Here is a 26,549-nt window from a genome sequence, read left to right on the forward strand (position 1 = left end):
CAACGATACACGGCAGCTCGTTTTAGCATCGAGCATCAGACCTCCGACTTCAGACTTATCTAATCCTACTCCGCCGCCAAATACCCCTGATACCGCTCGCGAATATTGCGCACGTAATGCACCGGCTCGGTGCCACGTACATAGCCGAAACGGGCGTTGCGGTAGTACTCTTTGCGCGAGAGTAACAGCATGGCGCGCTCGACGTTGTTAAACCAGACATCCGGGTTCCAGCCTTTTTGCCGTGCCAGGCGGCGGGCGTCTTGCACGTGACCAAAGCCCGCGTTGTAGGCGGCCAGTGCGAACCACAAGCGCTCGTCCAGGGGCAGGTATTCTTCAAAGCGATCCCGCGTCCAATCCAGGTAAGTCACCCCGGCTTCAATGCCCGCCTCTTCGTTAAACGGCAAACTAAAGCCTAACTCTTTGGCGGTGCTGGGCAGCACTTGCAACAGTCCACGGGCGCCTGCATAGGAGCGGGCGTCGGGGCGAAAGCGGCTTTCCTGGTACATCTGCGCGACAATCAAACGCCAGTCAAACTGGTAGCTGTTGCCTAAGGGTTTAACCACATCATCGTAAGGCGACAGGCCATCGGCAAAGGTTAAGCGCTCACCCTGGTAGCGGCCAATACGCTCGTCGTTTTCAAAGTATTTGTTGTAGGTGACGTTAAAGAACAGGCCGCGATAATGGCGCTGTAAAAACTCATTCAGCGACGCCAATAATTCGGGGTTTTCCGGCCGCACCGCCCAGGCGTGTTCACGTTCGGCAAACTCAAACCCCGGCGCCAGCGCGGTGGCAAAACGCTTTTCAATCGCCACCAGATGGCTGTCGGCAATGGTGGCATCGTATTGTCCGTCAGCCACCGCCAGCAGAATTTCGGTACTGGAAAGATCTTGCTCGGGCTCTGTCAGGGTAAAGTCCACACCGCCGTTTTTAAGCCGCTGGGCACTTTGCCAGTAGGCGTGGTCGGGGTTAATCACCAGGGTTCGCCCTTCCAGCGCCGCCAGCTCGTCCAGCGGTTCATGGTCGCGGTTGGTCACCAGCTGCTCGGCCACTTTATTGTAGTAGCGGCTAAAGGCCACCCGTTCGGCCCGTTTCGGGGTAACGGTCATGGCGGCGGCAATCACATCGCCCCGCCCCGCTTGCAGCCAATCAATGGGGTCAACGCCCGGCGGCGCCACTTCTACCTCAAGGCGCAAGCCCTGTTCTTTGGCGTACTCTTTTAGCAGGTCGTACTCAAACCCCATCAGCTCGCCGCGCCACATAAAGTAGCTGGCGGGGTTATTGCGGGTAATCATCCGAATCACGCCGCGCTCTTTAATACCGGCGAGATCATCGGTGCGGTTCTCAAGCCCCGAGCGGGCAATGGTATGGCTGGTTAAATACTGGTTTAAACGCGATTGCAGGTCGGTGGCATCCGGGCGCATAGCCCAACCTACCGGACGGGTTTCGGACACGGCCGCACCAACCGCAAAATCCTCGCGGTACTGAGACAGGGTTTGCGCGACATTGTCATCCAGCACTGTGGCGTCGTACTCGCCCGCCACCACTAAATCGACCAGTAAATCCGGGTTGCCGCTGTGCTCAATCGCCTCCACCGTAAAATCCAGCTCGGGCTCGGCAAGGCGCCGATCCAACAGGCTCTGCTCGTAGGACGAACCCACCGGCACCACCACTGTTTTGCCCTGTAAAGCTTCAAGCGATTCAAAGGGCCCGGCGGCTTTAGCCGACAGCAAACGCTCACTGGCGCGAGAAATAGGCAGCGAGAAAGCCACCTGGGCGCGCCGCTCTGGGGTTTGGGTTAGGTGGTTCACCACCAAGTCCCCCTCACCGGCTAACAGCGCGGGAATTAACGCCCCCAGCGAGTCCTTGATAATCCACTGGGGCTTTAGGCCATTGTCCCGGGCAAAGGCCTCGGCCATGGCCCGGTAACCATCGGTGGGCATTCCCGAGCGGGGCAAGCCCTGGTAAGTGCGCCGGGGCGCCAACAGACGCAACACCCCACGCTCGCGAATCGCCGCCAAATCACCGGTTTCGGTGTAATTGACAAAACCGGCCGAGGCCGAACTAGCCGCCTGAGCGGCCCCCTTCGCCGCCCCCGTTTGCTTACCCGGGGCCTCGCCCTCGGGTGAACACCCCGCCAGGGCAAGCCCCAACACCAACATCAATACCCGTATCGCGTAACTCATATCACCCGTAAAGTCGGTTAACTTTTATCCTTCCCACCCAATATATCACGACCCACAAGCCCACCCACAAAAGCGCCCGGATTTTCTTACAACAAAGGCTTGACTTTAGCGGGGCGGATAGCCAAAATACGCGCCCTCGACACATGTGGCTAGGTAGCTCAGCTGGTTAGAGCACAGCACTCATAATGCTGGGGTCGGCGGTTCAAGTCCGCCCCTAGCTACCACATTAAAAAAACAAAGCCCCCCTAGGCCACGCCTAGGGGGGCTTTGTTTTTTTAATCGATGTAGATACGGGGTAAGACGCAGAACCGCTCCGGTTCACCCATTGCGACTAAGCAATGGGCAACGAGCGCAGCGAAGCCCGAAGGGTCATAAAACACCTTAGTGTTTTATGATTCACCCGCCCCGGCAACGCTCTGCCACAACTTATTCAAACACCCCAATCCCAGCCTACAGGGGCTTTTTGTTTTTAATCGACTGTAGATACGGGGCTAGACGCAGAACCGCCCCCGTTTGACCCATTGGGGCCAGCAATGGGACATCCTAAAAACCACGAGGGCGAAGCGAAGTCCGTAGGATCACAAAATACCCAAGTTTTTTGTGATTCAGCCACCCCGGCAATCCTAAACAACAAGCCCATTATCTAGCAGGTATGGACCAACGAGCACGGTTTCGCTTATGATCTGTACAACGTCCGCCGCCACTAAAATGAAAATGGAATCTTAAGGGACACGATAAAAACCGTTAGCCGACGCAGAAGAAAGACAATAGTTTGAAAAAGGATGAAGGAATAGGAGTAACACAATGGCGAAGTTTTTAAACACCAGTGCAACCAACTACTTTCTAGAAGAGCTAATCAAAGACGCACGCGACAGGGTTATACTGATAAGCCCCTTCCTAAAGCTAAACGACAGAATCAAAGAGCTTTTAAGCGATAAAAACCGCTTAAAGATCGATGTGCGCATGGTGTACGGTAAAAGCGAGCTTCAACCCGAAGAAATCAACTGGCTAAACGACCTAACATTCGTTAGAACCAGTTTTTGCAAAAACCTTCACGCCAAATGCTATCTAAACGAAGACATGTGCATTATTACCAGTCTAAACCTCTACGAGTTTAGCCAGGTAAATAACAATGAAATGGGTATTCTGTTAACCCGCGAAGATGACGCAGAAACCTTTAGAGAAGCTTACGAAGAAGCACAGCGTATTATCAGAATTAGCGATGAAGTGAGAGTGAGCCTAAAGAAAATCCCTAAAGAAGATGAAAAAACCGAAAGCAAGAAAAATGATGACAAACCTGAAAAGCTCACTTCATCTAAGCTAGCCAAAAAACTGGGCAAAAACACAGACGAGTTAATGTTACTTCTTTGTGAAAACGGCTATTTAGAAGATAAAGACGGAAAACACTTTATTACAGAAAAAGGAAAGTCTTCCGGTGGACAGTTCATGCCCAAGGGGCGTTTTGGCCCTTATTTTTTATGGCCCGCAGAACTAGAATTGTGATCAGCTTTAGGTGAGATAGCCTTATGAAGGCTATCTCTCACAGAATGAACCTGATAGGAAGCTTTAGCGGGAAATCGTACAAGAGTCAAACCAGCACTAGAACAAGCATTCTCTAAAAAAGAATCTCTTGCCTTCGCGCGAGAGCCCCTATGGCTTTTATCGTCAAGCTCCACAACTGCAATGACAGACAAATCCGACTTTTTGCACAGAACGTAATCAAAGTGCTTACCTGATATTTTATTAAATGCCGTTCGCCAACTCTTACGAGACATACCCTTTTCAGGGGCCAAAATATCGGCAACACGAACCTTTCCAAAGATCCGATATTCTTCCCCAACAGCCTGATCCAAGACCCCAAGAAATGAACGTTCAGCCTTTGTAAACAATGTAACGTGCTTCCTATAGCCGTACTGGCGCTTAGCTGTAGCCACACCAAGTATGGCGAGCACAGCAAGAACTAAAACTATTAAAATCAAATATTCCATAGAAACGAAGTTCGAGATTTAGGATGAATCGTGTCACATCAAATAAATACAAAGCATTTAGGAGGACTAGGAAAATATTGCTATTGGCATAACCTGCACAGCGGGGCCAGGTATTTTATGGGTAAAGCTGGGAAGATTAAATCCAGTATTATGAATTATTGAATTCAAACCTTGTTGCATTTTTTTAAGGTCAGACTCAGGAAGACTATTAATAAAAGTTTTTCGAATCAAGCTAATACCTTCTTCAGGTGACTCCACTCTCTTAAAAACCTTAGCAAGAACCTTGAAAGTTCCGTCAACAAGGTCAGACATTGAAGGGTCGTTTAGAAAATCACTCTCTAAAGTCAAAACGGCCTTTACCGGAAGGTCATGAGAATCAGAAACTAAATCAAACGTCCCTCCTTGCTCAAAATCTTGAAGAATTGAATCCATAAGCGACAATCCTCGATTTTTACCGGAGGATGGAGCTTTACCTTTTCCGCGCTTATCCGAAGATGGGGACGAAACACTTAGCTCTTTCAAGAAATCAGCAGTATTCGTTATATTTTTAGCCCCGCGAAGGTACTCTAAAGCAGGGTTAAGCTTTAGATTTGCTTCAAAGTCTATCAAATCACCACATAAAACTGCATCGAAATCATTTAAGTTTTTAATTGCGCCTGAGTCGTGTAGAGATTTTCTTAGGGTATAAAAAATAGAGGCGGGCGTGTGGTATCTATTCTCAAAACGTGAATCATTGCTGCCCTTCCCGGAAGCCAGGTCTGATTTTGCATTAAAATCGGCCTGGACCAATGAAGATAGGACTCCGCTAAGCCCAAATTTACCACCCACCTCCACTTTACCTGACACTGAATCATGTTTTTGTCGATTGACTGTAGTGACGGTTGAAAAACCACCCTGTAGCATGGCAATCATGTCGAATACAGTGCGCTGATTTAAGTATACTGGAACTAGAAGATCAACCATCCTAAAACTCACTAACTAGGTTATAAAAACTAAGATGTATGGCAAGCATTACAGCAATAATAACAGCCATTTATTTTGTTATCAGGCCAATTCTGCTTAGCTCTCAAAACTGCGCCATGACAAGACTCGTGATAGCCTAAGTCATTTGATTTTCAGGGAGCGGCAGATAATAACAACCCGTCGTGCGATTATGAACTTCATGATTGCCATTTCTCCGAGAGGTCTTATTGATTATAAAAACCGGCAAGAGAATAACCTCTATCCTTGTAGTAAAATCCAAAGCTTTGAGAAGTCGTAGCTAGCTTAACCTAAAAATTTTAGAACGACTCTGTCATATCCATTAAATAAATACTACTAAGAAAACACCACTTTAAAAACTAACAAAAGACACAACATAGCGAAGCGCTTATCTAAGCCATTGATTTTATTAAACTTTAGGTTTTGCAAGGACTACTCCAAGGGTCTCATAACGCAAAAACCAACAACTCACCCACCACAACCCCCAATAAGCGACTCGCCCAGCAATAACCTCTACGACAAACACAACACCACAAACCAGCACCCTCCCACCACCTTCTTGAAACCACTCACACCGCCGGGTTAATCTTGCTCCAGCTGCATTTAGCAGCCCGTATTCCATAACAAGAATTGGTACCTATCATGTCTATGCCTAAGCTCAGCGCCCTCTTTTTCGCGCCCCTTTTACTCGCCTGCGCGCAGCAAGGAGCCGCCGCCGATTTACCCACCAACACCCCAGCGTCTGCGGTGCCAGAGAAGGAGGTTCACCACGTCGACACACTGAACATTCACGACCCGGCGGTACTGGCGGACCCGGTCAGTAAGCGATATTACGTTTACGACAGTTTCCATTACGGCCACCCGCAGGAAAATCTGGCATCGCCCAATGGCCGGGCCGGGGTCGAGGTGTTCTGGAGTGAGGACCTGGAGCATTGGCACGGGCCCGAGCTCGCCTATGAGTTTGAGGAAGATTCCTGGGCCAACACCGACCACGCGCCCTGGGCGCCGGAGGTGGCGTTTTACGAAGACAAGTACTACCTGTTCACAACCTTTCATAATTACGATGAAACCATTGGCGAGGCCGAAGAAGGTCGGCCACCGCTGGTACGGCGGGCATCGCAAATTCTGGTCAGTGACAGTCCGCGCGGCCCTTTCAAGCGCTTTGCCAATAAACCTCAAACCCCAGCAGACGAGATGGCGCTGGATGGAACCCTGTGGATCGAAGACGGCCAGCCCTGGATGATTTATTGCCAGGAGTGGATTCAGGCCGGTGACGGTTTGATTAAGGCCATTCGCTTAAGCGATGACTTGACTGAAAGCATCGGCGAGCCCATTACTCTGATTAACGCCGGCGATGTGGCATGGACCGCGAAAATCAGCCGCCACGAGGGTAAAGATATTCGCGCGGTTGTGACCGACGGCCCCTGGCCCTATCGCAGCAAAACCGGAGAGCTGATGCTACTCTGGTCCAGCTGGAACAAAGACAAAGAGAAAGCCTATACCACTTCGCTTGCCTATTCCGACAACGGCAAGCTGACCGGTAACTGGACCCACCGCGAAGAGCCACTGATTGCAGGGGACCGAGGTCATGGCAACATCTTCCGCAACTTTGACGGCGAACTGATGATCGCCCTGCACCGCTACTTCAAGCAGCCTTATACCCGCCTGCAGATTTTCGAGCTTGAAGACCTAGGGGACGATTTGGAAATTGGCGAGCAGCTATACGGCCACCCCTGATGTATCAAGGCCTTTCCCGTCGATATTCATCGCAGCGGAAAAGGCCTTTTATTGCAACACCAAGGTCCCGCTTTTTGGTAACTTTCACCGCCTGGCGCCACGCGTATATTGAAAGGAAAATGACAATTTCAGCGATGGGTTCTGGACAAAAGTGTGCAAAGGCAGGAATCCCAAAATCCCAGCACTTAAAACCATTTGATCCTCGCTTTTGCGGGGATCAAATGGTTTTAAGTAATTGCCATTCAACACAGACCGAATGCTTCACGCATATCCACAAGCGGGCTCCCGCACTACAAGTCTGTTTTCGGGCTGAGAAAAAGTCCGCACGCTTAGACCTTTACGGGTTGGATAAAGTTAATTAATAAGCGCAGACTCTAATCAATACTCGCTTGAAAAAAGAACAATCAAAGGCTTTCAAGCTTTAGCCAATAGCCTTCTCGCTCCAGCGGCGTTTGCTCTGATAACGATGGGTTTTGCAGAGGAAAGGGCTGACGGTCTTTTAGCCCAGAGCGGGTTAACGCGTCGTCAATCATGTTGGTGCCGTAAAAGTATTCGTTAAAGCGTCCCTCAGCCAAGGCCTGATCCAAGGCGGCGTGAAGCGCTTGGGCCAGCTCTGGCTTGTCGGGGCTAACGAACAAGTAGAAAGGTAATGTATAAACCAGCACCAGATTCTCCTCTACCGCCAGCGGAAGATCGGGGCGCGCCGCAAGTTCAGTCCAGGGCTCAAGCACGCCGCGAGGAAAGGCATCGAACCGCCCACCCTCGACCATATAAAACAGGTTGTCGTATTTACTGGTGGTAATTACCTCAAGATTGTTACTTTCCAAAATGGCGATATCGGGCCAACCCGCACCTTGGCCAAACGACATTTGCTGTAAATCGGCAAACGTTTCAACCCGGTTAAAGCGAGACTGACTGGCTGGGTTAATAATAAATATTCGATAGCCCAATAGCCCCTTCAACAATGGAAATCGTATAGGCAGTAGCTGCTCTTCAACTTCGCGGTTAGAGGCCAGCCACATCACATCCATCTGATCGGCTTCTAAACGCTCAATGGCGCGGGTCTGGGTGATCGGGTCTTGGGTGATTTCCAGCTGGTAGTCGCCCTCGATATACTCCAGTGCTACCCGCAAAGCCCCTACCGCATAGGCATCCAGCGGATGTTCAGTCTGGTTGACTCGCAGCATGGTTTGCGCAGTAACGGCCAAAGGCGCAACACTTGCGGTTGCCACTATGCCTGGCAAACAATAACGAACCAAAAACAGGGCCGACTTTTTAAGGTATACATTCCAACGCATGACAGGCCCTCAGATTTTGAACTTGTGCATACGTTCTTGCAGCTCGTTATTTTCCTCGAGCAACTTAGCCGAGCTGGAGCGCATGGTATGAGCGTGGCTGGAGACGGTTTCAGAAAGCGAGGACAAGGCGGTAATAAACTGATTAACTTCGTTAGCGACCGCGCTTTGCTCTTCGGCGGCGGTGGCCACCTGGTGGTTCATGTCGTTAATGGTGGTTACGTGACTCTGAATGCTCGCCAATACCGCCTCTACCCGCTTGCCGGTTTCAACGGTTTCTTCGGCCCACTGGGTATTCTCAGTCATAGCATCGTGGGCTTGGTCAGCGTCCACCTGTAGCTCTGCGACAATCTGTTCAATCTCTTCGGTAGAGGCTTGAGTGCGCTGCGCCAGGGTTCGCACCTCGTCCGCCACCACGGCAAAGCCCCTGCCCTGCTCGCCGGCGCGGGCTGCCTCAATGGCCGCATTCAGGGCCAGCAAGTTGGTTTGCTCGGCTATCGCGCGAATCACCTCGACCACCTTACCAATATTCTGGCTGCTGGCTTTGAGCGAATCGATTTTATGAGCGGTGGCCTCAATTTGCGCCGTCAAACGCTGAATGTTCGCCTGGGATGAACCTACCACCTGGGTCCCCTCGTCGGAGGCCTTTTGCGTGTCGCGGGTACGATCGGCGGTTTCGCCAGACGAGCGCGCCACCTGCTCCGCTGAGGCCGCCAGCTGATTGAGCGCTGCCGAGGCTTGCTCTAACTCTTTCATTTGTTGTTCGGTGGAGTGTGCGGTGTCGTCCGAGGCGGCACTCATCTGCCGCACATGGCCATCGAAGGTATGGGTCAGTTCAACCACGCCACCAATAATGGAGGCAATTTGCTCAATCACCCGGTTATAGTTATCCGCCAGGTGGGCAATTTCATCGCCACTGTCGGTCGGCAAACGGCGGGTCAGATCACCGCCACCCTGAGCAATAGCCGAAAGGTTATCGGCAATTAAATTCAACGGACGAACAATAATCCGGCGCGTAAGCAAAGCCTGCGCAACCAACACGGCAAGCACCAGTGCAACCACAATAACCAGCCCCATAGTCATCTGGTTGGCCAGTACCGTCTGCATTTGACGAGTGGAGAAAACAACCTCGTACTGACCTATCACATCGCCATCGCGCACGATCTCAAGGCCCGAGCGGCGCGATTGCTGATCGGTGTCGCGACTGGCACCCGCCTCGGCCAAGGGCTTGCCACGATGATCGGTGACCACTAAACGATCAATAAGCGAGGTATTGACCAGCGACTCGGCGATGGCCTCCACCTGCTGGAAGTCGTAGGCAAACACGGGTTCCAGCAGCGAGGAGTGAATTAACTCAATGTTACTTTCGACCTCGCGATCAAAAGCCTCTTGCTGCTGATTGGCATTAACATAGTAGCTGGCGACCATAATAAGGGCCGCAACGGTCAGCATCAGGGCGGTCATAGCGACCATGAGTTTCGTCGAAAGCGAACGCAGCATGCGGGGGGACTCCAACTACTTATTAGCTTATAGTATTTTTAACTATTTATATCAGATGTACATCAAAGCTGTACAGAGCCAATATTTTGGCGTGCAACACACCCCCAGCGACAAGAAAGCCAGATTTCGCAAATATTTGACAAGAGATTCTCGGTAGCGGCCCTCTGGTAGGCGGCCTTTCCGGAAAACCCGGTGCCGCCAAATCAGCCAGCTTAACCCGCGGTATAAGCGAGCGCACAAAAAGGCCTTTAGAATGGAGTGCCCACTGCAGTAAAGGTTGGTTAAGTGCGGGCTACCCACGCCACATCGGCCGCCTTTTGCCATTCAGCAACCAGCCAATCGGACTCCAGCGCACCAGCAAGGCGTAGCTAAGCAGGCAAATAGCCATAGTGGTAAGGGAAGAAACCGCAAATTTATACAACCAGCCGCCCGGCTGATCCAGCAGCCAGTACTGAATGGCAATCACGATAGGCAGGTGCACAATGTAAATCCAATAGGAGGCATCGGCGATATAGCGCATGACCGCATTTCGCTGATCCAGCCATTTTCTGGCCAACACCAAACAGGCGAGACTCATAAACACCGATATGTAAGCCGTGCACAAAATTAAAATGCTGCGCTGTAACAGCGGTGGGTTCTGATATTCAAAACTAAAGCCCGCAGGCAGGGCGCGGTAAAAAATCACAAACAGTCCCGCGCTGGCCAGGAGTAAAATCCACAGATAACGCTCGCAAGCATTAACCAATTCCATCGAGTCAAACAGCCAGTAGCCGTACACAAAGAAGAGTCCAAAAAAGCCAAACGCCCAGAGTGTGGGAATAAAGCCTTCGGGGGCAGCATAGGGTACAACGCCTAAAAATAAACCGGGAACCAGACAAAGTGGCAGGAGCAACAACGCTGCCGGCGGTGAAAGGTTGGTAATAAAACGTTTAACCGGAGCAAGAGACGCCTGCCCCAGTATCCACACTAAGGCGTAAAAAAACATCAGGTAATACAAAAACCATAAATGAATGGTGCTGGGCGGAGCCGATTGCTGGGGCTCGCCGCTGCTCATCATCGACTGAATAAAACGTAAAAACGGCGATAGATTATCCACATTATGCACGGCCCATAGCATGGGCCCGATAATTCCCGCCGTAACCAGGGGAAGAAATATCACCAAAGGCAAAAGCACTCGCTTGACACGGTTTTTAAGCAAGCCCCCGATGCCGCGCCGCGATACCAAAAGTGCAGCAAAGAAACCGGCGATGAGAAAAAACAGCGGCATTCGGAAGATGTGAGTGAAGTTGGCAACCACATCTAAAACAGGGCTATTGGCCGTATCGGCGCTCAGCCACACATCCTGAAAAAAACTGCTGTAAGCCAAAGCTGCGTGAAAGAAAACCCCAACCAGCATGACGATGGCGCGCAGGTTATCCATATAATGAAGCCGATCTTCGCCCTTGTTCATTTTACTCTCGCCTGCTGGGGTAGATTAAATAAACGTTTCGCGCTTGGTTTGTCGCCACAGCCCCAACCCAACCACCACAAAGGCAATCGCCAGCATAGAGGCAATCGTCACCAAGGCCGTCGGGCTCCAGTAAACCACGTCGGACTCCATATGCTCGTAGAACTCGGGGTTGCGCAGGGTGAGCATAATAAAAGGGTTCAACAACAAGTTAACCAGGACCATAAAGAAAATGCTCAACCCTTCCGACTCGGATACCACAGTAACGGTGAGTACAATGGCATAATTCATTATTAGCAACACACACATCAATACTAAAAACTGCAAAATGCCATTGGGGATGGGCGTGGTGAGTGTCAGAAAAACCACCCCCGTCACCACCACGCACCAGGGCACTAAAAAGATCACACAGTTTGCGATGACCTTGGCCAGCACATACTCGCTGGGGCGTACAGGCAAGCTCATAATAAACGGCGTTGTTTGTTCTTTTTTCTCGCCAATAATAGTGGTGCTGATGGCGTGAAATCCGGCGGCGATCATTACCGTTAGCAGAGTCACACACCCCATATAAAACGCCCAGGCATGGGGGTAGCCGAGAATGGCCAGGCCCAAGATTCCCAGACCACAATAGCCAGCGATAGGCTTTTGATGTAAATCCCAGTCTTTTAACACGAGACGTTTGACGGTATTAAAATCGGCATTCATTGCGCGCGCCCTCTTTTTACATTGGCAATAAAAATCTCTTCCAATGTCATACGTAAGACTTCAACCACCTCAAGCCCTTTGGACTGTAACCAGGCGGCAGTGCTGTCGTTGTAGTTATCCAGCTTTAAGTTAATGAGCGAACCGCTGCGGCGAAACTCGGCCAAGTTACTGCTTTGCAGCGCCTGGGGATCAATATCGCCCTTACAGCGCACGCAGCGCCATTTTTCTAAAAAGCTTTCTATATCTTCCGAGGCCAATACCCGACCATCGTGCAAAAAAGTGATGGAGTCAGACAGCTGCTCAACATCGTGGGTGTTGTGGGAGGAAAACAACACACTGCGGTTTTCGTTTTCTAACACCTCGGCCAGCTCTTCTAATACTTCGCTGCGCGCGACCGGGTCCAGCCCCGTGGTGGGCTCATCCAGTATCAACAGGCCCGGCCGTCGTGCCAGTAGCAACAGCAAGGCCGCCTTAACCCGCTGCCCGTGAGAGAAACCTTTTAGGTTCTGATCCAGTGGCAAGCCGAACTTTTGCGCCAGGTGTTGCGCGTAACGATTGTCCCAGCTGGGAAAAAACGACTGCACAAAATTCATATGCCAGGCCAGGTTTTTATGCTTGTACAGCCGCATATCTTCCGAGGCGAATCCCACGTCGCGCTTAGCTTCTACCTGCTGCTCGGGCAGTGAATGCCCCAGCACATTCACGCTGCCGCTGTCGGGGGCGATTAAGCCCATAAGAATACGCAAAGTGGTGGATTTGCCCGCGCCGTTTACCCCCACCAGCCCCATAATCTCGCCGGCAGGCAAGGTCAGGTCTATATGGTCGAGCTGAAAGTTCTGGTAGCTCTTTGCGACCCCGCGCATTTGAATCACATCCGTCATTGTGTGTTCCTCACTGTTTGCCGCGCTCTTCAAGGGCGGCTTCAAGGCAAAGCATTAATTCATCGGCCGACAACCCCAAGCGGTCGGCGGCGTCCAGTAACTGCACCAAATAACGATTGAGCTCAGTATCGCGCAGCTCGGCCTGACCGGCCGATTCGGCCACAAACGAGCCGCGCCCCTGGCGGGTCACCACGACCCCTTCGCTTTCGAGTTCGCGGTAGGCGCGCTTTACGGTAATTACACTCACCTTCGTGGCGGCCGCCAGCTCGCGAATAGACGGCAAGGCAAACCCCGGCGGCCAGTCTCCGGCCACCACTTTTAATTTAATCTGCTCCATAATCTGCAGATACATTGGCCGACTGTCGGCCTGGGATAAAAACAACCCTTCAACCACTAAGCGCCCCTACTGTGCATATCGTGTATACACAGTATATACACACCAAACAAATGCGCAAGAGGTTTTAGGCAGCTCAGGTCGAAAAGAGCCAGAAGATGAGATTAAAAGGGAGAGGAGCCTTGGTGTTAGGGGGCTGTTTGCAAAGCCGCTGAGACAAAAGTAGAAGCGCAGCGGCTTTCAGGCGAGGGATAAAATCAGTCGCGCGCTCGATCTAATTGCCGACACATATTCTCGGCGCCATCCAGAATACGCATGGTGTGCCGTTGAATAATATCCGGCGGCACAAAGTAGAGGTGATTTTCTTTAACCGCGGTCAGCGTCGGGTAGGCTTTCCAGTCATCCAGCCAATCGGGGCGTTCGTCTCCCATGCCACTGGCGACTATGGCATCCGGGTCGCGGGCCAGAACCGATTCAATATTAATTTTGGGCGCCAGGGACACGGCATCGGCAAAGGCGTTGCGACCGCCACACAGGCGGATAACGCTACTGACCAAATGCTCGCCGTTTAGGGTTTGCAGCGGATCATTCCACACCTGATACAACACACTGACCGGCGGCGCCTGTTGGTATTGCTGCTTTAGTGAGTCCAGGCGCGCCAGCCATTGGTCGGCGGCTTTGTCGGCGATCGATTCCGTACCGGCCAGCCGTCCCAGGGCGCGCACCTCGGAAGCTATGTCTTCCATGGTGCGCAGCTCATCCACATACACGGTCAGGCCCAAGCGCTCCAGTTGCCGGGCCACCTCGGGGCCGTTGCCCGAGGCCCAACCCAACACTAAATCTGGCTTAAGCGCCAAGACAGCTTCATAGTTAACGCTTTTATAGCTGCCCACTTGGGGCAGTTGCTGAGCCTCGGGTGGATAATCGCTGTAGCTGACCGCCGCCACCAGTTTGTCCCCTGCCCCTGCGCTGTATACGTTCTCGACGATATGCGGCGCCAGGGCGACAATGCGCTGCGCGGGCTGCGCCAAAGTAACGGTTTTGCCTCGGGCGTCGGTCAGAGTTATTTCCGCAGCCCAGGCACTGGTGGCAAGCAACAGGCTCAAGCCGAAAATTATAAGGTGATACATGTCCACTCCTGTTCAATCTGATTAAGCGCTGCTTTTAAACGCACACCGCCGTCGGGGGGTAACCCCACACGAAGGTACACCCGATAAGGCTGATCGGTTGCATCGCGCGGGGCGTTACAATCACGGTAGCCCCAGCGGGTAAAAATAGCCCGCCTGGCAAGTGCCCCGTGCAAATGCTCTAACGATGCCGCAGGGCCAGATAGCGAGACAAACAAACCCGCCGGAGACAGCGCGACTTCTAAATCCAGGCGGTCAATAAAATCGGTCAACAGCTGCATAAGGCGGCTTTGCATCAGGGCAATACGGCGAACCTGCCGCGCCTGCCACTGGCGGTTTTGCAGCGCCTGCTCACCCACCCACAGGGCCGGATGACTGACCGCCCAGGGGTCTAGTCGGGCGCGAAAACGTTCCGCCACCTCGCCCCGGCTCAACAAAAAACCCAACCGCAGTCCCGCCAAGCCAAAAAACTTACCCAGCGATCGCAACACACACAAACGTTCGCAATCGGCCACACTGGTTGCCATGCTCTCGGCCGGATCAAAATCCATAAAGGCTTCATCGACAAGCAAATAGCCGGTTAATTGATTGTGCAGCTGCCGCAAACCGGCCGCGCTGTAAAATTCAGCGGTGGGATTATTGGGGTTAATAATCACCGCGTGGGTCACCGCACCCTGCTTGGCCAGCTGCAACAACTGCGCTGGAGTGTGGTAATAGAGCGGCGTATGCCCCGCGTTTTGCCAGTGGATTTCATGTTCCGTGTAACCGCAGGCGGGCAAGGCCACCACCGCTGGGGGCAAAAGCCCGGGCACAATTGATATGGCCGCCTGGCTACCGGGTGCAGGGACCACGGCATCGGCAGATACACCGTAATAGTCCGCGGCGGCATGCTGCAGCGCCGACGTATCCACCGGTAAATCGCGCCAAACGGTTTCCGGTACCGCCCCGACGGGAAACCCCCAGGGGCTTATGCCAGTGGATAAATCTTGCCACTGCGACAGGGGAATACCGTAACGCTCGCAGGCACGGCGCAAATCGCCACCGTGCCCTGGAATTTGATTCACCGCCACACCCCCGCCGACAGCACACTCAATACCACCAGGCTCAAAATACTCGCGCGTTTAGCCAGCCCCAGTGCGCGCTCTAAGTCCCGCGCATTGGGCTCGGCGCCGGGCAAAGTCGGTTTTTGTTGCCAGCGGCCATGGTAATAACCGCCACCGCCCACACTCACCCCTAATGCCCCCGCACCGGCGGTGATGACCGGGCCCGCATTGGGGCTGTCCCAAGCTCGGGCGTATTTACGCCAGGTGTTAACCGCGTTAGCACCGTCGCCGCAGGCGGCAAATGCCAGAGCGCATAAACGGGCAGGAATGTAATTTAAACCGTCATCCAGGCGCGCTGCCGCCCAGCCAAAAGCCGCGAACCGGTGGGTGCGATAACCCCACATAGCATCCAAGGTGTTGGCAAAACGGTGCAGCAATACGCCCGGCAAACCGGCCAGCGCAAACCAAAACAACGGGGCAATAATCGCATCGGAGGTGTTTTCTAACAGCGACTCCAAAGCGGCGCGAGCTATCTCTGGTGCGGTTAACTGATCGCAGTTACGACTGACTATTTTTTGCAGCGCCGCTCTTGCCCGAGGCAGGTCATTACTATTTAACGCGGCAATAACCGGGGCAATATGCTGGGCTAAACTTTGCGCGCCCAGCGCAAAATAAACCCCCACCCCACCGACGGCTACCGCGAGCCAGGGAAACTGTAAAAGCAGCCACCACCATAAAGCCGCTGCAGCCAAGGTAATGGGCAACAGCAAAATAGTGACGGCGATAAGACCGCGCAAAGTTAACGAGCGCCTACGGTTTAACCAGCGTTCCAGCGCAGACGCGCAAGCCCCAAATCCTACCAACGGATGCCAGCGTTTGGGTTCGGCAAAGCGCAGGTCTAAAACAAAACCCAGCCACAGGGCTAGCGCCGTTACCACAGGGCCACCAATACAATCAGCACCAGAGCCTCACTCAGCTCAACCAAGGCCCCCAGACAATCGCCTGTGTATCCGCCAATCTGGTTGTGCCACAAGCGCCGCCAATACAAAAGCAAGGCAAACACACAGGCAACCAAAACAGCGGTGTTAACCCAACCCAACACTAACAGCATCAGTGCAGTCACTAACAAACTAATTAGCCACAACCTTTGACTGTTGGTGCTTAAGGTATCAGGCACCTTGCCTCCATAGCGGGCGTATTCCGACAGAGCGACAAACGGCAAGATAGCGGTACGCGCTAACAGCGGTGCTACCAGCAAAGCGAGAGCTGCCTGCCAACCGGCATTCAAACTCGCCAGAGCAGCAAACTTTACCAACAACAGTAACACCAAAGATACCAACGCCACAGCGCCGCAGGACGGATCGTGCATAACGCTTAAAATGCGCTTGCGACGCTCCTCCGGGTGGGTGTGCTTGTGCCCGGCGTAGTAGGCGTCCATGCAGTCGGCCAGGCCGTCTAAATGCAGTGCGCCGGTGATCACCACCCAAAGGCAGAGCAACAAGGCCGACGCCAGCAAAACACCCAGCCCCGACATTACAATGGCCGCCGCGGCCAAAATCACACCGATAACCAAACCCACCAGCGGATAAAAATAAACCGCCCGGGTGGCGGTATCCGCCTCGGGTTTCATTACCCACCGCCCCACTGGCAGACGGGTGAGGAACATCAGTGCAAATAAAAAAGCCTGTTTAGCCTGAGTAAACATACTTGGAAGCGTCCGGGTAATCGACGGATGATAGCCCCTCGTTATACCGCAACGAAGCAGCGAAACCATAACTCACATTCAATTGCATCATCCACGCAGGCGGTTGATTGTGAGCCCGCGAAAGCAATAATTTAATCACTCCACCGTGGGTGACCAGCAAAACCGGTTGACCATTTTCGGCAAGCGCTTTCAAGGTATCCAGTACGCGCTGGCGAAATGCAGCAAAGGCTTCGCCCCCAGGGGGCCCATGGTACTCGGGGTCGCGGCTCCAGGCCATACAGGCGGCCTCTTGCTCGCGCCAGACGCTGGCAACACACTGCCCTTCCCACTCGCCATAGCCAATTTCCTTGAGCCCCGGCGCGATGTCTAAGGGTAATCCATAAGATTGGCTTAGGTGTTCGGCAAAGGTTCGGCAGCGCTGCAAAGGCGAGGAAATAATACGAGCCCAATCATCTTTTAACTGCCCTACTCCAAATTCCATCTGTCGCCAACCATTAGCGGTTAACGCCACATCGGTATGGCCGCGAAAAATACGCCCACCCTCGCACTCGCCGTGGCGCAACACATCAATGCGCACCGGAAACTCCGGCTTCGGCAAAGGTGGCCATTTTGCTATGCAGTGCCAGCGCCTCACGAATAATATTGGCCGCCAGCACCGCGCCGCTACCCTCGCCCAGGCGCATATTTAAATTTAGCAAAGGCTTGGCTCCGAGCTCTTGCAACGCCAGCTGGTGGCCCTGCTCATCGGATTGATGGGCATAGAGCAACCAGGGTTTAACCCCGGGGTTAATCGCCAGGGCGAGTGCCGCAGCAGCAGTGGCGATAAAGCCGTCCACCAAAATCGGCGTTTGCATTTGCGCACTGGCGATAAATGCCCCCACAAGCGCAGCAATTTCAAAGCCGCCCAAACACTGAAGGATCGCCAGCGGGTCAGTGAGTTGTTCTTTATGCAGCACCAGAGCTTTTTCGATGAGCTCGGTTTTATGCGCGAGTGTGGCATCGTCCACCCCGGTACCCCGCCCGGTTATAGTGGTCGGGTTAAGTTTGAACAAGGCCGCTAAAATCGCCGCTGCCGAGGTGGTGTTACCGATCCCCATTTCACCGCCGATAAATAAATCGGCCGCATGCGTTTGGTCTGCCCCCAGCTTTAAGGCACGGTGCATTTGCGCTTGGGTCATGGCGTGCTGGGTGGAAAAGTCAGCCGTGCTAGTAGCGATAGGGCTGTGTACTAACGCTGCATGAGGGCTTACATCGTGCAAGCAACCCATGTTCACCGCCAGGAAGTCGGCGTTTAGGGTGCGCGATAACACGCATACCGCGGCGCCACCACGGGTAAAATTTTCTACCATTTGCGCGGTGACAGATTGGGGAAAAGCCGAAACGCCCCGAGCGGCAATACCATGGTCGGCAGCAAAAACCCGCACCACTATTTTCGTAAGCGTGGGGTTCAAATCCCGCTGGAAACCCGCAAAGCGAATCGCAATATCTTCAAGCCGACCCAGCGAGCCAGGCGGTTTGGTCAGCTGGCTCTGGCGCAGTGTGGCCGCTTGCATGGTTTTTTCATCCGGCGCGGCGATAGGCTCGTCGAGCCATTTAAGAGAATCATTCATAACATCGTTACTTTAAAGACAGTGGTAGACCGGCAACCACCAGGGTGACCGAGTCCATACGTGCGGCCAGCGCCTGATGTAGCCAACCGCTGGCGTCGACAAACTCGCGCGACAGCTCGCCCAAAGGCACCACGCCCGAGCCTACCTCGTTACTGACAAAAATCCACGGGGGCGATATTGCCTGGCGCTGAACCGCGTCAACACACTCTAAAAACGCCCCGCGCTCGCGTTCCCACAATCCGTGATGCAGACAATTACTTATCCACAGAGTTAAACAATCAACCAAAATACAGGTGTCGGAAGCGGCATTCTCAGTCAAGGTTTGAGCTAAACGAATCGGCTCTTCCAGAGTTTTCCAAGCCGCGCCACGCTCTTGCCGGTGCGCCTGAATGCGCGCGCGCATTTCAGCGTCGCCCGCCTCGCCGGTAGCCAAGTACAAAAGCTGACCACCGGTTTGTTCGCGCCAGGCTTCGGCTTTTTGTTGAGCGATGCGGCTTTTGCCGCTGCGTGCGCCCCCTAAAATAAGCTGCATACCAGTCACCTATTGTCCCATCGCTTATTGCCCAATCACTACAGGCTTGCCGGTTTTCGGGTGAGTGATTACCGTTACCTCGGTGGCAAACACCTCGGCCAACAGCGATTCGGTTAATACGCTTTGCGCACTGCCACTGGCGACACATTCACCTTGCTTTAGCACCAACAAATGGTCGCAATAGGCCGCCGCCAGCGTCATATCGTGTACCGTCATCAGCACCGCAACGCCGGTAGCGGCAAAGTCGCGCACCGCACGCATTAACTGATGCTGATGCCCCATATCCAAGCTGGTTACCGGTTCGTCCAGTAGCAGCAACCGTTCACCAGCATCCTCAGCGCGCCAGATTTGCGCCAGTACCCGCGCCAACTGCAGGCGCTGCTGCTCACCACCGGACAAGGTGGTGTACAAGCGTCCCGCCAAATGTAAAACATCCATGGCGCTCATGGCATCAATGCAAATTTGCGAATCGATGCGCGTGCCAGTGCTGTGGGGCCCGCGCGCCAAAGACACCACCTCGGTTCCGGTAAACGCAAACTCCAGCGAGTTATGCTGACTTAATATCGCCAGTTTTCGCGCTCGGGCGGCGGCCTCCCAGTGATATATGGGTTGGCCTGCAAACTTAATATCTCCCCGGCAGGGGATATCGCCGCTAATGGCTTTGAGTAAGGTGGTTTTACCCGCGCCATTGGGGCCAATAACCGCGGTAATACTTCCGGCGTTAAGCGATAAATTAATATCGCGCAGCAGGGTTTTATCGGCGACAGTAACCTGCAGTTTATTCACCGCTAGTAAACTCATCGCACCAGCTCCCGATGCTGCCGTAACAAGACAATAAAAAACGGTGCGCCCACTAAAGCGGTCACCAAACCCACGGGTAATTCGGTGGGCGATAACACCACCCGCGCCAAGGTATCGGCAAGTAAGAGTAAGCTGGCGCCGCCCAGGGCCGATAAGGGTACTAAGGCGCGATGGTCAGGCCCGGCCCACAAGCGCACCATATGCGGCACCACCAACCCCACAAAGGCAATGCTGCCTGCCATGGCGACCGACACGCCCACGCCCAATGCCACCAGGATAATCAACTGAGTTTTAAGCCGCTCTACGTTAACCCCCAGGTGCCGCGCCTGGGACTCGCCCAACAGCAACGTATTTAACTGGCGCGCGCAGCGAGTCATACTAAGCAGCAAAACCGCTAATACCCCCAGCATTAACGCAGCGCGACTGCCGCTTGCGCCATCCAGCCCACCCATACGCCACAAGCTCATGCGGCGCAGCATTTCGTTATCGGCAAAGTAGTCCATTAAACCTGTCAAACTGGCGGCCAGAGCAGTCACGGCAATACCCATTAACAACATGGTTGCAACCGAGGTGCCGTTAACGCCAGTGGCCACCCGGTACACCAGCCAAACACACAACAAACCACCGATAAACGCCCCCACCGCCACCAAGGATAAACCGCCCAGCACTCCCAGAGTGCCGCCACCAAGTAATATGGCCAAACTGGCCCCTACAGAGGCCCCGGCGGTAACACCAATCAGTGATGGGTCGGCCAAGGGGTTGCGAAACAAGCCCTGCAAATAGGCGCCGCACACCGCCAGCGTAGCCCCTACCCCGGCGGCCAAACAGGCGCGAGGCAAACGAATACGGGTGATAATGTCGCCGCTGTAACCGGGCACTGACTGCCCCAATAGCGCCTGAATAATATCGGCCGGGGCAATCGCCACCGCCCCCATTCCCAAGGCCGCTAAAAAGCTCGCCAGTAATAAAACGGTCAGGGCCCAAGAGGCCAAGGTTACGCGCTGTTGGCGGCGGGCGGCGGGGCTCACGAATGTGCCTCCCACTGTTTAAGCCAGGCAGAATCCAAATGCGCTTCCAGGGTATCGGCCAGCCGGTCTATCTGACGGTCGCGATAGGTGTGTAAATCAAACCCTTGGGCTTGCGCCAGCCCGGCCCAGCGCAAGACTAACCCCAAAGCCTCGGGCTGATCGAACAGGCCGTGACAATAAGTGGTGAGAATTTGGTTGTCGGTACTCAGTGCACCGTCGGCACAATGGTTATCGACATGCTGAATAAAAACAGCGGCGTTATCGAGCGCTGGCCCACGGCTGATACCGCAGTGAATCTCGTAGCCGCTAAAAGGTGCAGTGGCGTTGTTTAAACGCACGCTACCGGCAATATTAGTAAGGGTTTTGGAGTCGGTAAGCTGTGTGGTGTAATCCAAATAGCCAAAGGCCGGAATGTCACCAGGGCTGTCCTCAATGCCATATGGGTCGCTAATACTTTTACCCAGCATCTGCAGGCCGCCGCAAATGCCCAACAGCTTGCCGCCGTAACGTAAATGCCGATTGAGCTTATCTTGCCAACCGCTGTCCTGCAGTGCCTTCAGATCGGCGCGCACGTTTTTGCTGCCGGGCAGGATTATAAGATCGCAGGGGGGCAGCTCATCGGCGACAGCGACATAACGCAAGTCTACCTGCGGGTGCAGTCGCAGAGCATCAAAGTCAGTGTGGTTACTGATGCGCGGCAGTACCGGCACCACGACCGTTAACTGTTTTTTGTCGAGTTGCTGCGCGGTGCTAATGGCGTCTTCAGCGTCCAGATAAAAATCTTTTAAATAAGGCAGCACCCCCAGCACGGGTTTACCGGTGTATTCCTCCAACCAGTCGAGACCGGATTGCAACAGCGCGATATCGCCGCGAAAACGATTGATGACAAAACCTTTCACCCGCGCTTGCTCTTCAGGCGACAAGAGCGCAAGAGTTCCTACCAAATGAGCAAACACCCCGCCCTTGTCGATATCGGCAATTAAAATAACGGGGCAGTCCGCCGCCTGGGCAAAACCCATATTGGCAATATCGTTTTCGCGTAGATTAATCTCGGCGGGGCTTCCGGCGCCTTCCACCAACACACAGTCGTATTGACTTTGCAGCCGGTTAAAAGAATCCATTACCGCCTGCTTGGCGGTGGCTTTGTAAGCGTGATAATCCAGCGCCTGCATATTACCTAAGGCCTTACCGTGAATGATCACCTGGGCGCCGGTATCCGATGAGGGCTTTAGCAGTACCGGATTCATATCCGTGTGTGGTTGTAGCCCAGCCGCCTGAGCTTGCAGGGCCTGGGCGCGGCCTATCTCACCACCGTTTTCCGTAACCGCACTGTTTAGGGCCATGTTTTGCGGTTTAAATGGTGCGACCTTAACCCCCCGGCGCTTTAACAGGCGTGCCAGGCCCGCTACCAGTGTGCTTTTACCGGCATCGGAAGTGGTTCCCTGCACCATTAAACAGGTCACTTAGTAATCCACACCTTTGCGCGCTTTAATGCCCGACTTAAACGCGTGTTTGATATCTTTGACCTCGGAGACGGTATCCACCAAGTCTTGTAAGGCGCTGCCGCCACCGCGACCGGTGACCACCACGCTTTGCTCGCGGGGGCGATCGGCAATCGCCTGCAAGACTTTCTCTTCATCTAAATACTTATAGGCGATCATATAAGTCAGCTCGTCCAGCACCACTAAATCCAGGCTGTCGTCGGCGAGCATTCGCCTCGCGACCGCCCAGGTGTTTTCCGCCTCGCGAATATCGCCCGAGCGATCCTGGGTGTTCCAGGTAAAACCGGTACCCATTTGGTAAAGTTCAACCTGCGGGCAGTGTTTTTTTACGTACAGCTCTTCGCCGGATAACTGCTCACCCTTAATAAACTGGACCACGCCCACTTTATGGTCGTAGCCCAGGGCACGCATCACCATACCAAAGGCCGAGCTGGACTTTCCTTTGCCGTTACCGGTTAGCAGTATCGCCACACCGCGTTCGGTATCCGCCGCTTCAATGCGCGCATCCACTTTGGCTTTTTGTTTTTCCATCGCCTTTTTATGACGTTCGTTTTTGCTCTGCTCGTCGCTCATGGTGTGCAGTCCTGTATGTTGCGTATTCTAGATTGTGCCATCGGTTCGGAGCGGCAGCGTTTGCAACACGCTGTGAACCCATCCATGGGAGCTCGGCGCCCGAATCCCTCGGGCGACGGTTGCAAACGCCACCACTCCAAACCGCCAAAGCTTGTGGCAGCAAACCTTAAGGATTAGAAGGTCACTTCCACACCCGCATAACCCGAGGCGCCGGCGGTGCGGTAGTTCGGCACCTCAACATAGTCTTCATCGGTTAAGTTTTCACCACGCACATAAAACGTCAGTGCCGGGCTCAATGCATAGCGAATGCTGGCATCAAGTACCTGATAGCTGCCTATCGGTTCACCGACGCGGTCAACAGTGCCCTCGGCGGTGCGTAGGTTAACAGATGCCTGCAAGGCGCTGACCGGTATAAAGGTGAAACCCAGGTTCGCCATATTTTCGGGTTGGCGGGCGCGCACGGCATCCTCAGCGGTTTTGGCATCGGTGTAGGTGTAGTTGGCGTTGACCACCAGCCAGTCGGCGACGGGGAAATCGGCAATCACCTCAACACCTTCGGATGTGCTCTCGCCCGCGCTTTGTACATAGCCGCCATCCCAGTCAATTTCACGCTCAATGCTCTGGTCGAAATACACCAGCTCCAAGTGCAGGCCCGAGTGTGCGTAATACTCTACCCCAGCGTCCCAGCCTTCGCTCTCTTCGGGGGTAAGCGGTGCCAGGTCGGGATTATCTTGCTGGCGATTGTAGTCAATTTCAAACAGGCTGGGGGCGCGAAACCCAGTGCCGTAGCTGGATTTAAACTTGACCGAACCGGATGCCACATCGAGAACATAGGCGCCGCTCACGCGGTAGGTGTCGTAATCGCCAAAGTCATCGCTGTCGTCATGGCGCATACCGGCGGTGACATACAAACCCTCGCCATAGTGACCCTGATACTCGGCGTAGGCGCCCCATTGGTCACGGCTCATTTCCAGCACCGTATCTTCGCGCTGCTCCAGGCCATAGGCGATGGTGTGCGCTTCGCTGAGTTTAGCGCTGCCTAACCACTCCAGCTTTTCCAGCTCGCCTTCGGTGTCATAAGAGATAGCCCCCGCAGCGAGATTTTGACGGGCGACATCGGTGTTGGAGTAAGCCAGCTCGTTGCTAAAACGCTCGGTTTGGTAACGGGCGCTGACACGGGTGTTAGTCTGCTCAAAATCACCCACACAGTCATTCACATAGGGCCAGCTGCAGTGATCGAATTCGTTGGTAGCCTCGGTGTCACGCGCGACCGCTTCAAGGCGTAAAGCGTCGGTGACATTCCACCCTACACGACCGTGCAAGGTAGTGTTTTCATAACCATCGTCATCTTGGTTTTGCAGCAGTTCAGGGGGGGCCTTTTCATCTTCAATAACGGAGTTAAAACCTTCTGTCTCTGCGTAAGACGCACCGACAAAATAATCCACCACCTCGCTGCCACCACCGACACTGGCGTTATAGCGTTGGCTGTCGAAGCTGCCACCCTCGGCGGACAACGTAACCTGAGTCTCATCCGCTGAGGTTAGGGTGTCGATATTCAACACACCGCCGGCATCGGCGCCGTACATCAAGCCCTGGGGACCGCGCAGCAGTTCAACCTTGCCCACATCGGCGCTCATAATATGCTGTAACTGAGCACTGGCCTGGGTGCCCGTGGGGTCTGTGACATCCACCCCATCTACTCGCACCATGGTGCGGTAGCCGGATTCGCCGCGTACGCGAATCGAGGTGGGCTTGCCCATACCGCCGGTGTTGGTCACCGAGACCGATGGCATGGTGCGCAGCACGTCGGCCAGGGCCGTAAAGCCTCGCGCCTTGATTTGAGTGTCATCAAGCACCGATACCGAGGTGGCCACCTGGCGCATGGCTTCGGGCTGGCGCGAGCTGACCACCACAATGGTTTCCAGGCTGGGTAACAGGTCTTTTTGCGTGTTTTCGGTTTGCGCCACAGCGGGCGCGGCAGCAACAATCGCTGCGGCTAGAATGGTCTTTTTCACAGTTCAATCCCTAACAAACGTAAAGTGGGATCGAGGGGAGGAATAGCATGCGGCACACGCCACCTAAGGCGCGTGATACTTGCTGATGGTAGCCCTCCGCTCCATCGCGTTGCGATACAGGCCGGTATCGGGCTGACAAGCCTCAGGCTTGATCACCGTTGCGGGGGCAGCGCCGGATTGTCCGGACTTCCCGTTTAACCTACTCAGCGCCTAGAGTCAGTGACCCTAAACGCAGCAGGCACCTGCTATCGTGGCGCGCAATGTAAGGCGTGACGGGGGTTTTGTCAATTTGCGGCGAATGGATCGGTTTATGGGAAACGGAAAACGGAAAACGAAAAAGCGGACGTTACCCGTGCACCCTATCCCGTTCTCCTCTCAAAAAGTGTAAAGCCCATTGCACTGCCCCGCTCCGCTTGCTGCAATGAGCAAATAGTGAACACACCGAGAGGGATTTGCCATGACCGAGTTCGATTTATCGCGCCGCCAGCTGATTAAACGCGCCAGTGTCGGCGCCGCGCTGCTGAGCACGGGGGCCGGCAGGCAGGTTTGGGCCGCCACCCCCAAACGCAAATTGGGCGTTGCCCTGGTGGGGCTTGGCTACTACAGTCGCGACTTATTGGCCCCGGCACTGCAGCTAACCGAACACTGCGAGCTGCGCGGTATTGTCACCGGTAGCCCCGAAAAAATCCCCGTATGGCAGGAGAAATACGGCATTAAAGATGCCAATGTGTACCACTACGGCAATATGCATCGGCTGGCCAATAACCCGGATATCGATGTGATTTATATTGTGGTGCCCACCGGCCTGCATATGAAGTACTCGGTCATCGCCGCCAATGCGGGCAAGCACGTATGGTGCGAAAAGCCCATGGCCATGAGCGTGCAGGAGTGCCAAACCATTATCGATGCCTGTCGCAAAAACAAAGTGAAATTGTCGGTGGGCTATCGGATGCAACACGAGCCCAACACTCAGACCATTATGCAGTACGCCCAAAGTCGCCCCTACGGTGCCTTGCAAACCATCGATGCCGTTGCCGCCTACGCGGGTAACGGTTTACCGGCGGACAACTGGCGCATGCAAGCGGATATGGGCGGCGGCGCACTCTACGATATGGGTGTATACGCCATAAACGGCGCCCGCTACGCGGCGGGTCTGGAACCTGTAGCTGTGACGGCCACACGGGACTTTAGTCACCCCAAGTTCGAGGAAGTGGACAACACCACCCGCCTGACTCTGGAATTCCCCGAGGGAATTATCGCCAACTGTCGCACCTCGGTGGTCGAGTCCGGTAACCGCTTGCGGGTTAACTGCGCCGACGGCTGGTACCGACTGGCGCCCATGCAGTCCTACAATGGCGTACAAGGCGAGACCAGCGATGGCAAAAAGCTGGATAAGTTTATTGCCAACCAGCAGGCGGCGCAGATGGATAACGACGCCCAGGCGATCTTGAATGGCACCGCCGTTAAAGTACCGGGCGAAGAAGGTATGCGCGATATTGCGATTGTACGCGCCGCCATAGAGTCCGATAAAAAGGGCGAGCGCATCGTGCTGTAAAAGATGC

General features: G+C 54.0%; 24 protein-coding genes, 1 tRNA gene and 1 riboswitch. Of the genes, 4 read left to right on the plus strand and 21 right to left on the minus strand.

The features are described from left to right. Nucleotides 1-65 precede the first annotated feature (65 nt). Nucleotides 66-2,183, minus strand: a complete 2,118-nt coding sequence (locus M6D89_RS07070) for an MltF family protein (protein ID WP_253967318.1) — start codon at nucleotides 2,181-2,183, stop codon at nucleotides 66-68. A 147-nt stretch (nucleotides 2,184-2,330) separates the two neighbouring features. Here M6D89_RS07070 and M6D89_RS07075 point away from each other — a divergent pair. Together M6D89_RS07075 and M6D89_RS07080 are read left to right on the plus strand one after the other, a co-directional pair. Next, nucleotides 2,331-2,407 (plus strand) — tRNA-Met (locus M6D89_RS07075). 580 nt (nucleotides 2,408-2,987) lie between these two features. Further along, nucleotides 2,988-3,686: a phospholipase D family protein gene (locus M6D89_RS07080; protein WP_253967319.1), complete on the plus strand. Its 699-nt coding sequence runs from the start codon at nucleotides 2,988-2,990 to the stop codon at nucleotides 3,684-3,686. Here M6D89_RS07080 and M6D89_RS07085 read toward each other — a convergent pair. Together M6D89_RS07085 and M6D89_RS07090 are read right to left on the minus strand one after the other, a co-directional pair. Beyond that, entirely contained in the window at nucleotides 3,653-4,171 is a 519-nt protein-coding gene (locus M6D89_RS07085; protein ID WP_253967320.1) for a DUF2726 domain-containing protein, read from the minus strand. The genes M6D89_RS07080 and M6D89_RS07085 overlap by 34 nt on opposite strands. A gap of 66 nt (nucleotides 4,172-4,237) precedes the next feature. Further along, entirely contained in the window at nucleotides 4,238-5,134 is an 897-nt protein-coding gene (locus M6D89_RS07090; protein ID WP_253967321.1) for a DUF6414 family protein, read from the minus strand. A gap of 660 nt (nucleotides 5,135-5,794) precedes the next feature. Between M6D89_RS07090 and M6D89_RS07095 the strand changes: the two genes are divergently transcribed. Then, nucleotides 5,795-6,889 (plus strand): glycoside hydrolase family 43 protein, encoded by a 1,095-nt coding sequence (locus M6D89_RS07095; RefSeq protein ID WP_253967322.1) that lies wholly within the window; start codon nucleotides 5,795-5,797, stop codon nucleotides 6,887-6,889. Nucleotides 6,890-7,293: 404 nt separating this feature from the next. On the opposite strand, the gene M6D89_RS07100 is transcribed toward M6D89_RS07095, so the two are convergent. The 18 genes from M6D89_RS07100 to M6D89_RS07185 form a co-directional block, all read right to left on the minus strand. Further along, entirely contained in the window at nucleotides 7,294-8,187 is an 894-nt protein-coding gene (locus tag M6D89_RS07100; RefSeq protein WP_253967323.1) for a diguanylate cyclase, read from the minus strand. Nucleotides 8,188-8,196: 9 nt separating this feature from the next. Continuing rightward, a complete protein-coding gene (locus M6D89_RS07105) occupies nucleotides 8,197-9,684 on the minus strand; it encodes a methyl-accepting chemotaxis protein (RefSeq protein ID WP_253967324.1) in 1,488 nt (495 codons plus the stop codon). A 292-nt stretch (nucleotides 9,685-9,976) separates the two neighbouring features. Next, nucleotides 9,977-11,134 carry an acyltransferase family protein gene (locus M6D89_RS07110; protein ID WP_253967325.1) on the minus strand — a complete coding sequence of 386 codons (1,158 nt, stop codon included), beginning with the start codon at nucleotides 11,132-11,134 and terminating at the stop codon, nucleotides 9,977-9,979. A 24-nt stretch (nucleotides 11,135-11,158) separates the two neighbouring features. Continuing rightward, nucleotides 11,159-11,836 (minus strand): ABC transporter permease subunit, encoded by a 678-nt coding sequence (locus M6D89_RS07115; protein ID WP_253967326.1) that lies wholly within the window; start codon nucleotides 11,834-11,836, stop codon nucleotides 11,159-11,161. Further along, a complete protein-coding gene (locus tag M6D89_RS07120; protein WP_253967327.1) occupies nucleotides 11,833-12,717 on the minus strand; it encodes an ABC transporter ATP-binding protein in 885 nt (294 codons plus the stop codon). The genes M6D89_RS07115 and M6D89_RS07120 overlap by 4 nt, the downstream gene beginning before the upstream one ends. Nucleotides 12,718-12,727: 10 nt before the next feature. Beyond that, nucleotides 12,728-13,111: a GntR family transcriptional regulator gene (locus M6D89_RS07125; RefSeq protein WP_253967328.1), complete on the minus strand. Its 384-nt coding sequence runs from the start codon at nucleotides 13,109-13,111 to the stop codon at nucleotides 12,728-12,730. Nucleotides 13,112-13,308: 197 nt separating this feature from the next. Next, complete coding sequence (locus tag M6D89_RS07130) at nucleotides 13,309-14,181, minus strand: cobalamin-binding protein (protein ID WP_253967329.1); 873 nt, start codon at nucleotides 14,179-14,181, stop codon at nucleotides 13,309-13,311. Next, a complete protein-coding gene (locus tag M6D89_RS07135) occupies nucleotides 14,166-15,242 on the minus strand; it encodes a threonine-phosphate decarboxylase (protein ID WP_253967330.1) in 1,077 nt (358 codons plus the stop codon). Before M6D89_RS07135 ends, M6D89_RS07130 begins: the two co-directional genes overlap by 16 nt. Beyond that, the gene (gene cbiB / locus M6D89_RS07140; protein ID WP_253967331.1) at nucleotides 15,239-16,159 is read right to left on the minus strand and encodes an adenosylcobinamide-phosphate synthase CbiB; all 921 of its coding nucleotides are present in this window, start codon (nucleotides 16,157-16,159) and stop codon (nucleotides 15,239-15,241) included. The genes M6D89_RS07135 and cbiB overlap by 4 nt, the downstream gene beginning before the upstream one ends. Then, nucleotides 16,153-16,926 (minus strand): adenosylcobinamide-GDP ribazoletransferase, encoded by a 774-nt coding sequence (gene cobS / locus M6D89_RS07145; protein WP_253967332.1) that lies wholly within the window; start codon nucleotides 16,924-16,926, stop codon nucleotides 16,153-16,155. The genes cbiB and cobS overlap by 7 nt, the downstream gene beginning before the upstream one ends. Beyond that, nucleotides 16,910-17,503 carry a histidine phosphatase family protein gene (locus tag M6D89_RS07150; RefSeq protein ID WP_253967333.1) on the minus strand — a complete coding sequence of 198 codons (594 nt, stop codon included), beginning with the start codon at nucleotides 17,501-17,503 and terminating at the stop codon, nucleotides 16,910-16,912. The genes cobS and M6D89_RS07150 overlap by 17 nt, the downstream gene beginning before the upstream one ends. Then, nucleotides 17,493-18,536 carry a nicotinate-nucleotide--dimethylbenzimidazole phosphoribosyltransferase gene (gene cobT, locus M6D89_RS07155; protein ID WP_253967334.1) on the minus strand — a complete coding sequence of 348 codons (1,044 nt, stop codon included), beginning with the start codon at nucleotides 18,534-18,536 and terminating at the stop codon, nucleotides 17,493-17,495. The genes M6D89_RS07150 and cobT overlap by 11 nt, the downstream gene beginning before the upstream one ends. Nucleotides 18,537-18,543: 7 nt before the next feature. Next, nucleotides 18,544-19,068, minus strand: coding sequence for a bifunctional adenosylcobinamide kinase/adenosylcobinamide-phosphate guanylyltransferase (cobU, locus tag M6D89_RS07160; protein WP_253967335.1), 525 nt, complete (start codon nucleotides 19,066-19,068; stop codon nucleotides 18,544-18,546). A 24-nt stretch (nucleotides 19,069-19,092) separates the two neighbouring features. Further along, nucleotides 19,093-19,869 (minus strand): heme ABC transporter ATP-binding protein, encoded by a 777-nt coding sequence (locus tag M6D89_RS07165; RefSeq protein WP_253967336.1) that lies wholly within the window; start codon nucleotides 19,867-19,869, stop codon nucleotides 19,093-19,095. Next, nucleotides 19,866-20,897 carry a FecCD family ABC transporter permease gene (locus tag M6D89_RS07170; protein ID WP_253967337.1) on the minus strand — a complete coding sequence of 344 codons (1,032 nt, stop codon included), beginning with the start codon at nucleotides 20,895-20,897 and terminating at the stop codon, nucleotides 19,866-19,868. The genes M6D89_RS07165 and M6D89_RS07170 overlap by 4 nt, the downstream gene beginning before the upstream one ends. After that, the gene (locus M6D89_RS07175) at nucleotides 20,894-22,360 is read right to left on the minus strand and encodes a cobyric acid synthase (protein ID WP_336297539.1); all 1,467 of its coding nucleotides are present in this window, start codon (nucleotides 22,358-22,360) and stop codon (nucleotides 20,894-20,896) included. The genes M6D89_RS07170 and M6D89_RS07175 overlap by 4 nt, the downstream gene beginning before the upstream one ends. Beyond that, nucleotides 22,361-22,972, minus strand: a complete 612-nt coding sequence (gene cobO, locus M6D89_RS07180) for a cob(I)yrinic acid a,c-diamide adenosyltransferase (RefSeq protein WP_253967338.1) — start codon at nucleotides 22,970-22,972, stop codon at nucleotides 22,361-22,363. 173 nt (nucleotides 22,973-23,145) lie between these two features. Continuing rightward, a complete protein-coding gene (locus M6D89_RS07185) occupies nucleotides 23,146-24,987 on the minus strand; it encodes a TonB-dependent receptor plug domain-containing protein (protein WP_253967339.1) in 1,842 nt (613 codons plus the stop codon). A gap of 102 nt (nucleotides 24,988-25,089) precedes the next feature. After that, a riboswitch (cobalamin riboswitch) is annotated at nucleotides 25,090-25,230 on the minus strand. Between the two features lie 214 nt (nucleotides 25,231-25,444). Between M6D89_RS07185 and M6D89_RS07190 the strand changes: the two genes are divergently transcribed. Then, complete coding sequence (locus tag M6D89_RS07190) at nucleotides 25,445-26,542, plus strand: Gfo/Idh/MocA family protein (RefSeq protein WP_253967340.1); 1,098 nt, start codon at nucleotides 25,445-25,447, stop codon at nucleotides 26,540-26,542. The last annotated feature ends 7 nt before the right edge of the window (nucleotides 26,543-26,549 follow it).

It is taken from the genome of Gilvimarinus xylanilyticus, assembly GCF_024195295.1.
In the GTDB taxonomy this organism is placed as follows: Bacteria; Pseudomonadota; Gammaproteobacteria; order Pseudomonadales; family Cellvibrionaceae; genus Gilvimarinus; species Gilvimarinus xylanilyticus.